Origin of the sequence: Microbacterium sp. ZW T5_45, assembly GCF_044987415.1 — a bacterium.
Classification (GTDB): domain Bacteria; phylum Actinomycetota; class Actinomycetes; order Actinomycetales; family Microbacteriaceae; genus Microbacterium.
The window spans coordinates 48,565-59,925 of the sequence record NZ_JBJDRJ010000004.1 but is presented as its reverse complement, the minus strand read 5'-3'; the positions used below and the strand labels follow the sequence as shown (position 1 = coordinate 59,925).

Annotated in this window: 10 protein-coding genes; all 10 read right to left on the bottom strand. The window is 69.8% G+C overall.

What is annotated here, in order from left to right:
* Window positions 1-2: 2 nt before the first annotated feature.
* The 10 genes from ACI3KS_RS02890 to ACI3KS_RS02845 all read right to left on the bottom strand — a co-directional run bounded on the left by ACI3KS_RS02890 (window position 3) and on the right by ACI3KS_RS02845 (window position 11,361).
* Window positions 3-881, bottom strand: a complete 879-nt coding sequence (locus ACI3KS_RS02890; RefSeq protein ID WP_404915016.1) for an ABC transporter permease — start codon at window positions 879-881, stop codon at window positions 3-5.
* A gap of 198 nt (window positions 882-1,079) precedes the next feature.
* Window positions 1,080-2,165, bottom strand: coding sequence for an extracellular solute-binding protein (locus tag ACI3KS_RS02885; RefSeq protein ID WP_404915014.1), 1,086 nt, complete (start codon window positions 2,163-2,165; stop codon window positions 1,080-1,082).
* 66 nt (window positions 2,166-2,231) lie between these two features.
* Window positions 2,232-3,308 carry an extracellular solute-binding protein gene (locus ACI3KS_RS02880; protein ID WP_404915012.1) on the bottom strand — a complete coding sequence of 359 codons (1,077 nt, stop codon included), beginning with the start codon at window positions 3,306-3,308 and terminating at the stop codon, window positions 2,232-2,234.
* 124 nt (window positions 3,309-3,432) lie between these two features.
* Entirely contained in the window at window positions 3,433-4,026 is a 594-nt protein-coding gene (locus ACI3KS_RS02875) for a hypothetical protein (protein WP_404915010.1), read from the bottom strand.
* Window positions 4,023-5,447, bottom strand: a complete 1,425-nt coding sequence (locus tag ACI3KS_RS02870; protein WP_404915008.1) for an amidase — start codon at window positions 5,445-5,447, stop codon at window positions 4,023-4,025. Before ACI3KS_RS02870 ends, ACI3KS_RS02875 begins: the two co-directional genes overlap by 4 nt.
* Window positions 5,444-6,778: an amidohydrolase gene (locus tag ACI3KS_RS02865; RefSeq protein WP_404915006.1), complete on the bottom strand. Its 1,335-nt coding sequence runs from the start codon at window positions 6,776-6,778 to the stop codon at window positions 5,444-5,446. Before ACI3KS_RS02865 ends, ACI3KS_RS02870 begins: the two co-directional genes overlap by 4 nt.
* Window positions 6,775-8,208 carry an amidase gene (locus ACI3KS_RS02860; RefSeq protein ID WP_404915004.1) on the bottom strand — a complete coding sequence of 478 codons (1,434 nt, stop codon included), beginning with the start codon at window positions 8,206-8,208 and terminating at the stop codon, window positions 6,775-6,777. Before ACI3KS_RS02860 ends, ACI3KS_RS02865 begins: the two co-directional genes overlap by 4 nt.
* On the bottom strand, window positions 8,205-9,725 hold the full coding sequence (locus tag ACI3KS_RS02855; protein ID WP_404915002.1) for a GMC family oxidoreductase: 1,521 nt from the start codon (window positions 9,723-9,725) through the stop codon (window positions 8,205-8,207). The genes ACI3KS_RS02860 and ACI3KS_RS02855 overlap by 4 nt, the downstream gene beginning before the upstream one ends.
* Window positions 9,722-10,348, bottom strand: coding sequence for a cysteine hydrolase family protein (locus tag ACI3KS_RS02850; RefSeq protein WP_404915000.1), 627 nt, complete (start codon window positions 10,346-10,348; stop codon window positions 9,722-9,724). Before ACI3KS_RS02850 ends, ACI3KS_RS02855 begins: the two co-directional genes overlap by 4 nt.
* Window positions 10,345-11,361, bottom strand: a complete 1,017-nt coding sequence (locus tag ACI3KS_RS02845) for a phosphotriesterase (protein WP_404914998.1) — start codon at window positions 11,359-11,361, stop codon at window positions 10,345-10,347. The genes ACI3KS_RS02850 and ACI3KS_RS02845 overlap by 4 nt, the downstream gene beginning before the upstream one ends.

The following is an 11,361-nucleotide window of genomic DNA, read 5'->3' as shown; positions in this document are numbered from 1 at the left end:
GTTCAGCCCCACTTCTCACTGACTTTGAAGAGCCGGTCGGCGACGAGGTAGATGAGCATCGTCCCCCCGACCAGCAGGATGCTCATCGCCGCACCCAGATCGGGGCGGTTCGCGGTGTTGAGCTGCGCGTTGATGACGCCCGACACCGTCATGTTCGAGGGTCCGCCCAGAAGCAGCGGGGTCACGTAGAAGCCGAGCGACATCACGAAGACCAGCACACCCCCGCTGATCACCGAGGGCAGCATCTGCGGCCACGTGACCGTGCGGAAGGTCAGGAGGGGCCCCGCTCCGAACACGGTCGCGGCATTGAGCTGCTCACGATCGATCGACTGCAGCGCGCTCATCACGGGGAGCACCGCGAACGGCAGCATCACGGCGATCATGGCGGGGTACATCCCGAGCATGGTCTGGTACAGCTCGAGCGGTTCGTCGGCGAGGCCGAACAGCCCGAGGAACCAGTAGAGCGCGCCCTTCGGCAGTTCGAGGAGCATCCATCCGAAGGAGCGGACCATCACCGAGGTCCACAGCGACAGCATGAGCGCGGCGAGGAGCGTGAGGCGCAGCCAGGCCGGAGCCGCCACGATCGCGAGACCGTACGCCGCTCCCAGGATCATCGTGAGGACCATTGTCACCACGGCCATGATGACGGTTCGCCACAGCGAGCCGATGAAGGCCGGCACCTCGAACATGCCGGCGTATGCGCTGCCCCCGCCCTCGAAGGACTGGGCGACCAGGGCCAGCATGGGCAGCCCCAGGGCGACGACGAAGAAGAGCAGCGGCGGCCACATGAGCCAGCGGAACTCCGCGCGGGAGACGCCCAGCGTCCTGCGCCTTATCGGGGCCGCTGGCCTGGCGCCGATCGCTGCGGTCGAAGTACTCACGTCGTCATGCTCCCGGATAGAGATTGCAGAGGTGTTTCGAGCTTCGCGAGAAGTTCTGGATCCAATCTAAGCCGTAATGGATCCTGAAACAATGCTTTCTCGTTTCCATCTCGTTAAGCCGCATCGGATCGTGCCCTCGCGCACGACGAGAAAGGCCCCCGACGAGAACGTCGGGGGCCTTTCGGGGTGGGGATCGGATCAGCCGGCCAGCCAGGCCGTGTACGAGTCGAGGAGCAGATCCTTGTTGTCCGCTCGCCACTGCTCATCCCACTGGAGCAGGCCGTCGGCGTGATCAGGGGAGTTCACGACGTTCGCCGCGATGTCCTCCGAGATCAGGTCGAACACCTCGGAGTTCACCGGACCGTAACCCGTGCGTTCGGTGAAGACGGCCTGATTCTCGGGGGTGTTGATCCATTCGGCGAGCGCCATGACGGCGTCGGGGTTGTTCGACGCCTCGGGCACGACGAAGCCGTTCAGCGCCTGGAACGCCTGATTCCACTGCACCGTCACGTCCTGACCGGCGTTCTGCAGCGCCTTGAACTGACCCGTGACGCTGACGGCGATCGACGCGCTGCCGCTCGAGAGCAGCTGCTGCACCTCGGGGTAGGACTGGTAGAACACGAGGTCGTCGCGGATGGTGTCGAGCTTCGCGGTCGCGCGCTCGAGGTCGAGCGGATAGAGATCCTCCGGAGCGACGCCGTCTGCGAGCAGGGCGATCTCGTAGGAGGCGTCGAAGAAGCCGGGCGACCCCGGCCAGGCGCGCTTGCCCGGGTACTTGTCGGTGTCGAAGAAGTCGACCCAGTCCTGCGGGCCGCCATCGGCGAACGTATCGGTCAGCCATCCCTGCGCGACGCCGATGTAGAAGCCGCCGACGACATAGGGGCGGAGCGACTCGTCGATCAGGTCGCCCTGGGCGGCCTCGGGGATCTCCTGGATGTGGTCGGGGTAGGCGAGGATGTCGGCCGTGCTCACCTGGAAGACGTCGTAGTCGCCGTCCTCCCCCTCGAGCATCGGATAGTACACGGCATCCTCGATCGACGACGACACGACGTCGACGCCGGTCTCGTCGTAGAAGCCGTCGAAGTAGGCGACCTGGCGGCTCTCGTTGGTCGGGCCGCCGAAGTCGGCCCAGACGATCTGACCGCTGATGGATTCGTCGCCGGAGGCGGAGCCGTCCGACGTGCCGCCGGATGCCGTACCGGCACAGCCGGTGACGAGCACTGCGACGGCGCCGACGGCGACCGCGATGCCTGCGCGGCGGCGGAAGCGGATGTCTACTGACATGGAAGGACGTTCCTCTCGATATCGGGTATTTCGGGTGGTGCAGTGGGGGTGGGTGGGGACGCGGCGTCAGCCTGCGAGCCAGGCCGTGTAGGAGTTGAGCAGCAGCTCGTAGTTCTCGGCGCGCCACTCGGTGTCCCAGTACAGGACATCGTCCGCATGCTCCGGCGAGTTCACGAGGTCGGCTGCCACATCGTCGTCCAGCAGGTCGAAGACTTCGGGGTTCACGGGACCGTAGCCCGTGCGCTCCGTGAAGACCGCCTGGTTGTCGGGGTCGTCCATCCAGGTGGCGAGCGCCTCGATCTCATCGGGATTGCGGACGTCCGCCGGGGCGACGAAGCCGGACGGCACGGCGAAGGCCTGGTTCCACTGAACAGTGACGTCCTCCCCCGCGTTCCTCAGCGCCGTGAACTGGCCGGTGACGGTGACCGCGATGGAGACGCTTCCGCTGGTGAGCAGCTGCTGCACCTCGGGATAGGACTGGTAGAACAGCAGGTCACCACGGATGCTGTCGAGCTTCGCCTCGGCACGCTCGAGGTCGAGCGGATAGAGGTCTTCGGGGGCCACACCGTCGGCGAGGAGCGCGATCTCATACGACGCGTCGAACGATCCGGGAGTGCCGGGCCAGGCGCGCTTGCCGGGGAACGCGTCAACGTCGAAGAAGTCGACCCAGTCCTGCGGGCCGCCGTCGGGGAAGGTCTCGGTCAGCCACCCCTGCGTCTCGCCGAAGACGAAGCCGCCGAGGTAGTACGGCTGGACGTTCTCGGGGAGCAGATCGCCGCGGACGCCCTCGGGGAGCTCGTAGATGTTCTCAGCGTTCTCGAGGACCTCGGAGGCCGAGGCCTGGAACACGTCGTAGTCGCCGGGATCCCCGGTGAGCATCGACATGTAGACCGCGTCCTCGATGCTCGTGGAGACGACCTCGACCCCGGTGTCGTCGAGGAACCCGTCGAAGTAGGCGATCTGTCGCGATTCGTTCGTGGGGCCGCCGTAGTCCGCCCAGACGATGTCGCCAGACAGCTCCGCGCCGTCTGCGGCGTCGGCCGCCGGGGTCACCCCGGAGGCGCAGCCGGCCAGCAGTGACGCAGCCGTCGCGCTGCCGAGCGTCAGAGCGCCGATCCGGCGTGAGAGCGAGGTGCGGGTCATCCGTGGTTCCTCTCGAAGGGTGAGTACCTTATGGATCCAATCTTACACACTCTGGATCCCGAATGGAAGTCCATCTCGTTTCGACCGTGTAACACATCGGCCGTCACAGTCGGTGCCGCGACGCTCAGAGACGCAGGGGCGCCTCGTCCGCGAACCGCGATGCATCGATGCGCACCCAGGCGTCCCATCGGCCCAGGAACCCCTCGGCGGTCTCGTCGTCCGGTCGCGCATCCGCATCGGCGATCATCGTGACGCGGCCGATCTCTCCGATGAACCCCTGCTCCGGCAACCGTCGATCACGCAGCGATCTCGCACCCCAGAGCGTGTTCCCCGGCGCGGGGACGAGGAGGGAGCCGATCACGACGCCCGCCTCCTCCGGCTCCCGACCCGTGCGGATCGTGCAGATCTCGAGCCGGCGGCCCGGCGCACCGGGGATGCGCGCGTGGACGCGCACCTCCTCCTCTGCGGCGAGGGGAGCGCCGACCGGGAGGCTCACCGGACCGGTCCTCGTGCCGATCCCCACGACGACCCGGTCGTCACCGCCGATGCCGATCCACCAGCCCGCCGCGTCCTGAGCATGGGCGATGACGCCCTGCGTGCGGCCGGCTCGGGGATCGGCGGCCCGGAATCCGACGCTCACGAGGAGTCCGCGCTCCCCGATGATCGGCGCCCCGTCCATGACGGCGTAGGGGCCGGTCGGGATCGCCGCCGCGGTCATGCGGGGATCGCGGTGGGACGCCGACCGACGAGTCCGAGGACGTCCTCGATCGTTGCGCCGATCGCGAGCAGGGCGGCATCGCGGCGAGCGGCACCCACCAGCTGCATCCCGACCGGGAGACCGTCGTGGGTGAACCCGGCGGGGGTCGCCAGCACGGGATGACCGGTCACGGTGAGGCGGCACGCGGCGCGCTGCCAGAGGAAGTAGCGGTCGAATCGCGTGCCGTCCACCTCGTCCACCCATTCCACCTCGGCCGGCGGCGCGGCGACCGGGGTGGCCGGATAGATGATCGCGTCGACCGACTGCAGCACCGCGGCGGTGCGACGGAACAGCTCCGTCCGCTGGGCGTAGGCATCCATGAGGTCTTCGGCGGAGAGGGCGAGTCCCTCGGCGACGTTGCGGAGGTAGTCCTCGCGGAAGCCGGTGCGGCCCTCGGCGAACCGTGGGCGCGCGTCACCGGCGAACCCGAACATCTCGACCACCTGCCAGGCCTCATCGGCGCCGGAGAGATCCGGCTCGACGTCGACGATCGTCACGCCGGCGGCCTCCAGACGGCGCCGGGTCTCGGCGAGCACGGCGCGCACCTCGCGGTCGATCGGCAGACCGCCGACGTCGGGGCTCCACCCCAGTCGCAGCGTGGACGGGTCCCTGGTCTCGAGGGTCGCGATCGATCGCGGATCGTCCTCCCACGACAGCGGCCATCGCGGGTCGTGGCCGGCGATGCCCGCGAGCATCAGAGCTGCGTCGCGCGAATCCCGCGCCATGGGACCCGAGACGCCGTGCGGTTCCCAGCCGTTCCCGAGGCGGCCGCTGGGAACCATGCCCGGCGTCGGACGCAGACCGACCGTGTTGCAGAACGACGACGGATACCGGATGCTGCCACCGCTGTCGGAACCGTCGGCAAAGGGGAGCATGCCCGCGGCGACGGCGGCGCCCGCGCCTCCGCTGGAGCCTCCGGCGTGACGACTGAGGTCCCAGGGGTTGCGGCAGACTCCGCGCACCGGGTTGAAGGTCAGGGTACCGAGGCCGATTTCGGGGGTGTTCGTCTTGCCGATGATCAGCGCACCGGCGCGGCGCAGATGCTCGGCGAGCACGCTGTCCTTCGTCGCCGGCGGCTCGGACGCGTAGGCCGCCGACCCCTGCGAGGTCGGAAGACCCGCGACGTCCATCAGATCCTTCACCGCTGTCGGCAGTCCGTGCAGCACGCCGAGGTCATCACCACGGGCGACCGCGGCATCCGCGCGCTCCGCCATCGCGAGGCACTCGGACTCCGGCAGCAGCGAGACGAAGGCGGCGACGTCGTCCTCGACCTGTTCGATGCGGTCGAGGTGGGCGCGCATGACCTCGACCGCGGAGATATCGCGGCGGACGATGCCCGCGGCGAGATCCCGCGCGGACCAGGTGTGAAGGGGGGTGCTCATGTGTTCTCCTGCAGGTGGACGGTCGTACCTCCGACATCGGTACGACGCACGGCCAGTCGGCGGAGCTCGTCGAGAGGCACCGCCGCGGGGTCGGCGCTCCAGAGCGCCCAGTCGGCCAACCGGCCCTCGCGGATCATCCCGCGCTCGTTCTCGGCGAGGGCCGCGAAGGCTGCGGCCGTCGTGTAGGCGACGAGCCCCTCCTCGACCGTGATGGACTCGGCATCCGACAACGGCAGCTCCTCGTCGGCGACGTGACGGGTCACGGCCTGCCAGATCAGGTGACGCGGGTCGAAGGCGAAGAACGGGCCATCCGATCCGAACGCCACGGTCGCGCCCGCGTCCAGCCAGCGGCGGACGGGGTTCGCGGTCTCGGCTCTGTCACCGAGCTTCGCGCGGAGCCCTGCGCCGTTGTGCCAGATGATCGAGGGCTGCAGCGAGGCGATCGCACCCGAGCGCGCGGCTGAGGCGATCGCCTCGTCGGACGGCTCGAGGTAGGCGTGGATGAACTGGAACCGCCGATCGAGCACCGCCGCACCCTGGGCCTCGTAGACCGCGGCGACCAGGGCGATCGCGGCGGAGCCGACGGCATGCGTGCCGACGCCCCAGCCGTGCGCGGAGCACCAGGCCACGAGCCGCGTGAAGTCCTCGTCGCTCAGCCTCTGAAGGCCGTGGTAGCCCGAGTCATCCCACGGCGCCTCGAGCAGGGCTTCGCCCTTGAGCGCCTCGCCGTCGAGGTACACCTTGATCGGCCCGATCCGCAGCACGTCGTCGCCGAAGCCGGTCGACACTCCCGTCCCGCCGAGCTGCTCGATCGCCGCGTCGACGTCGGGGGTCTCCGGCGAGCCGATCTCGAGGTATGGCATCGCCAGGGTGCGCATCGTGAGCGCCCCCTGCCGGTGTGCCTCCTGGTAGCCGCGCATCTCCTCGACGCGCACGGCGGGGTCGATGACTCCGGTGAAGCCCAGGGCGTGCAGCAGCGGCTGCACGCGGACGAGTCCGGCGATCCGATCGGCGAACGGGGGATGCTCCGGCCCGTCGTCGTCGAAGCTCTCCCGCATCGCCGTGATGTAGCGCTCGACGTCATCCGCCTCGTCGAGGTAGTCGATCGCCTTGAGACCTGCGCGCTGCATGTGCATGTGCGCGTCGATGAGGCCCGGCAGCACGACGCCGTCGAGGATGACCTCGCGCTCGGCATCCGGCACCGCGGCACGCACCTCGTCGAGCGAGCCGACCGCGACGATCCGCTCCCCCGCGACGGCGAACGCCGAGGCGGCGGGGCGCTGCGGATCCATGGTGCGGACCTGCGCGATGTAGACGACGGCCCCGCTCATACGAGTGCCTCCGCGGCGGTCAGGACGGGGCGTCGGGACATCACATCGGCGACCGCACTCTCCCAGGTCAGGGCGAACTCGAGGAGCAGTCGATCGCCGCGGTACGGACCGACGAACTGCACCCCGATCGGAAGCCCCTCCGCCGAGAAGGCGGCGGGCATCGATAGTGCGGGCATCGCGGTCGCCGTGATCCGGCTGCACGAGCGCTGCCAGGTGTAGTAACGCTCCATCGCGACCCCGTCGATCTCGGTCGGGAACTCCCAGTCCAGCGGGAACGGCAACACCTGCACGGTGGGTGCGAGCAGCATGTCGTACTCCTCGAACAGCGCCTGCATCCGACGGAACAGGCGCGTCTTCGCCGAGGCCGCGTGCACCAGCTGTGCGGCGTCGATCCCGGCCGCCCACGAGACGTCGTCGCGCACGGTCTTCTTCACGAGGTCCGGTTGCTCGCGCACGTCGTCACCATGCCCGTCCAGGAACTCCAGCGAACGGAACGTCTCGAACACGGCATCCGCCTCGGAGAGATCGAGGTCCACCTCCACGACCTCGGCTCCCAGTTCGCTCGCGAGCCGCGCGGCTGCGGCCGTCGCGGCGCGGACCTGAGGGTCGAGCGGAAGCCCGCCGAGATCCGGCGAATAGGCGATCCGCGCGCCGGCGAACGGACGAGGCGCGATCGACAGGAACAGCGCAGGATCCTCGTCGATCGCGAGCGGCGCCCGGCGCTCGGGACCGGAGACGACCGAGAGGAACAGCGCGGTGTCCCGCACGTTCCTGGTCAGTGCGCCGAGTACGGACCCCGGGTCCCAGGCGTTGCCGGGGCGTGCGGACGCGACCCGTCCCGCGGTGGGACGGAGGCCGACGAGGTTGCCGAACGAGGCGGGGTTGCGGATGCTGCCGCCGAGGTCCGAACCGTCGGCGAACGGGAGCATGCCCGAGGTGACGGCGGCGGACGCCCCACCGCTGGATCCCCCGGCGCTGCGGTCGAGGTCGTAGGGGTTGCGGGTCGCGCCGAACACCTCGTTGAACGTGTGCGAGCCGGCACCGAACTCGGGGGTGTTGGTCTTGCCGACGAAGACGACGCCCGCATCGCGCAGACGCCCGGAGATCACGCTGTCCTGCGTGGCGACGCGGCCCGCGTGGATCCGCGAACCGTGGCTCGTGGGAAGGCCCGCGACGTCCATGAGGTCCTTGACCGCGATCGGTACCCCGTGCAGCGGCCCCCGAATGGTGCCGGCCGCGAGCTCGCGGTCGCGCTCCTTCGCGGCGGCGATCGCCGCCTCAGGCGCGTAGGACACGATGGCGTTCACGGTCGGGTTGACCTCGTCGATGCGCGCGAGGTGCGCCTCGACGACCTCCTGCGACGACAGCACGCGGGTGCGGATCGCCTCGGCGAGCGCTCCGGCGCTCATGGTCGTGATCTCCCCGCTCATGCGGTGGCCTCCTCGATGAGCATCTCGGCGACCTTCTCGCCCATGACGATCGACGGCATCGCGGTCGTCGCGCGGGGAACGCGCGGCATGATCGACGCATCGGCGATCCGGAGCCCCTCGACACCGTGCACCCGCGCGCGCTCGTCGACGACGGCCAGGACGTCGTCCGCGGCACCCAACCGGCATGTGCCGACCGGATGCCAGTAGTTGTCGGGGTGCGCGTAGATGTGGGCGATCAGTGCCTCTCTCGAGAACGTCGAGGGGCCGGGGTGGATCTCCGCGCCGACCAGCGGCGCGAGCTCCGGCGTGGCGGCGAGGGCGCGAAGCATCTCCGCACCCTCCGCGAGCATCGCGGCGTCCACACCCTCCGGGTCGCTGAGGAACCGGTGATCGATGACGGGCTTCGCGTCAGGGTCGGCGCTGCGCAACCGGACGAACCCGCGGGATCGGGGTTGCAGCGCCGAGGTGCCGACACTCCAGCGCTTCTCGTCGCCGCGGTGCGTCGGGCTGTACGGCAGGAAGTGCAGGTCGAACGCCTCGTGCTCGAAGCTCGAGGCCGCCTTGCCCATGGCCTGCTCATCCGGCGCCCACCCTGCGGCGCGCGCCGCCGTCATCTCGCGAGTCATCCGCTCGGATCCGGCCCAGCTCATGAGCAGGAAGGGCTGGTCGTGCAGATTCTCGCCCACGCCGGGGAGGTGCTGGACGACGGGGATGCCGAGAGGAGCGAGCTGGGAGGCGGGGCCGATGCCGGAGCGCAGCAGCAGGGTCGGCGAGTTGTAGGCGCCGCCCGCGAGCACGACGGTGCCCGCGTGCACCGTACGACTCTCGCCCCGGTGCCGCACGATCACACCGGTCGCGCGTCCGCCCTCGATCACGACACGATCGACGACCGCGTCACCGACGACCGTGAGCGTCGACAGGTGCCGGGCGGGGTCGAGGTACGCGAACGCGGAGTTGATCCGCACACCGTCCTGGATGTTCATGGCCTCCGGCGCGAAGCCCGCCGCCTGATCGAGATCGTTGAGATCGGGCAGCCTCGGCATCCCGACGGCCGGCGCGGCGTCGTACCAAGCGTGCTGCCAGGGCGTGAGCTCCTCGGCGGTGAACTGGTTCACCCGCATCCGCTCGGTCCCGGCGCGGAAGTGCGGCAGGAGGTCGTCGGTCGACCAGCCGACGAGTCCGGATTCCGCCCAGGAGTCGTAGTCGCGGCGGTGCCCCCAGGTCTGAGTGCATCCGTTGACGTCCGACGATCCGCCGATCGCGCGCCCGCGCTCGAAGCCGACCGTCCACGGGTAGGTGTCGCCGGAGTCGTAGCCCCAATCGTGCGAACGACCCAGCCGCGTCGCGTCGACGAGGTCGCTCGGCCACGCGGCGGAGCCCTGCGGGCCGAAGTCGGGCCCGGCCTCGAGCACGAGCACCTCGTGCCCCGCCTCGGCCAGACGCGCGGCGACGACGTTGCCCGCCGTCCCGCCGCCGACGACGACGTAGGCTGCGGCGTCGGGGAGCGCGCCGGTCACGCGGCGTCCGCGATCATCGAACGCAGCGAGGTCTGCACCTGCTCGGCCGTCACGAGCGCGTCGCGCTGCAGGTATTCGATCGCCTCGAGCGATGCCTGATGGGCACGGTCGCTGGACCCGCCGACGCAGTCGCTGAGCACCCGCACGTGGTAGTCGTGCTGGTGGGCGTCGACCGCCGTGTAGTGGATGCAGACGTCGGTGAGGCCGCCGACGAGCATGACGGTGTCGGCCTTGTACGCCTTCAGCACGATCTCCAGCTCCGTGCCGAAGAACGCGGAGTACCGACGCTTGCGGATCACGAACTCCTCGGGCTGCGGGTCGAGCCAGGCCGCGATCTCCGTGCCGTCGTCGCCCTCGAGGCAGTGCGGGCCCTCGGCACCGTCGAGCTCGCGGCCGATGTCGACGAGCGAGCGCTTGTGCACCTCCTGGATCCAGACGACGGGCACCCCGGCCTGGCGGGCGAGGTCGATCGTGCCGCGCACCCGCGGCCGGCGCTCGGCGGCGCCGCCCATGTGCGGAATGCCCCCGTCGCCGAGGGCGACGGTGCCGGAGCCGCCCTGGATGTCGACGACGATGAGAACGGTGTTGCCGATGAGGGATGCGTCTGCTGCGGGGGTGGTCATGGTCGCTCCAGGAGTCGTCGGGGAGTGTGGATGAGGATCTGGTCCGCCACGGCCTGATCGCCGGCGATCGCCGCGATCGCCGGCCCGATGCGGGCGAAGAGGTGGTCGTAGCCGCGTCCGCCGTTGCGCCGCAGGTTGGCCTGGGCCCACACGTCCGAGGCGATCACGAGCTGGTCGCCGAAGCCTTCGGAGAGGAGCCACTCGACCATGTCGAGGCGTTCGGCGTCGGTGGGATTCCGGAACGAGGCGCTGCCGTAGTAGAAGTCCGAGCCGAAGGTGTCGTACGCGAGCACGGCGCCGGCCTGCGCGACGTCACGATGGTACGGGCGGTCCCAGAACTCGTCGAGATGTCCGATGACGACCCGCTCGGCCGGCATGCCCTCGTCGAGTAGCGCCTCCAGGACGGCCAGGCCGCCCTGGCCACGGAAGGACTGGTGCGTCGAGACCGCAGTTCCGGTCTCCGCACCCGCGCGGCCCGCCGCCCGCACCGAGCGCCACTCCGCGTCGGTCACCGGCCAGCTCGTTCCGATCTCACCGAGGATGGCCGGGCGGATGCCGGTGCCGTCGATGCCGTCGTTCAGCTGGGAGATCAGCAGTTCGGCGAGAGCATCCGTCGAGGCGTTCCGGACGTCATCCGGCATCGTGTCCTCGACGTAGAACCCGGCGCCGACCATGATGTGCACTCCCGCGGCGCGGGAGATGTCCGGCAGCTCCGTGAGCCGGCGGCCCATCCCGTCGAGTGTAAGCTCGACGATCCCCGACCCGCCTGCGGCCCGCACGTGCGCGAGTTCGGATGCCGCGACCTGTGGGTCGTGGAGGACGATGTTCTCAGGGATCGAGAGGAAGTTCCACCGGAGGTACGCCATGAGCTCGGGGCCCATCTCGACGCCGGCGGGCGGCCGCTCGACGGGTTCCTTCGCCCAGATGCGCAGGTCGCTCAGTAGGTGCTCGTGCATCGAGGTGCGGCCGAGATCGGCGGCCTCGATCGGCCCGAGAACGGTGTGGATGGGCAT

Bases quoted from the DNA above. Each gene is read 5' to 3' on its own strand.
- ACI3KS_RS02875 (WP_404915010.1), bottom strand. From the start codon at position 4,026: ATGACCGCGGCGGCGATCCCGACCGGCCCCTACGCCGTCATGGACGGG.
- ACI3KS_RS02845 (WP_404914998.1), bottom strand. From the start codon at position 11,361: ATGCCCATCCACACCGTTCTCGGGCCGATCGAGGCCGCCGATCTCGGC.
- ACI3KS_RS02885 (WP_404915014.1), bottom strand. From the start codon at position 2,165: ATGTCAGTAGACATCCGCTTCCGCCGCCGCGCAGGCATCGCGGTCGCC.
- ACI3KS_RS02865 (WP_404915006.1), bottom strand. From the start codon at position 6,778: ATGAGCGGGGCCGTCGTCTACATCGCGCAGGTCCGCACCATGGATCCG.
- ACI3KS_RS02850 (WP_404915000.1), bottom strand. From the start codon at position 10,348: ATGACCACCCCCGCAGCAGACGCATCCCTCATCGGCAACACCGTTCTC.
- ACI3KS_RS02870 (WP_404915008.1), bottom strand. From the start codon at position 5,447: ATGAGCACCCCCCTTCACACCTGGTCCGCGCGGGATCTCGCCGCGGGC.
- ACI3KS_RS02860 (WP_404915004.1), bottom strand. From the start codon at position 8,208: ATGAGCGGGGAGATCACGACCATGAGCGCCGGAGCGCTCGCCGAGGCG.
- ACI3KS_RS02880 (WP_404915012.1), bottom strand. From the start codon at position 3,308: ATGACCCGCACCTCGCTCTCACGCCGGATCGGCGCTCTGACGCTCGGC.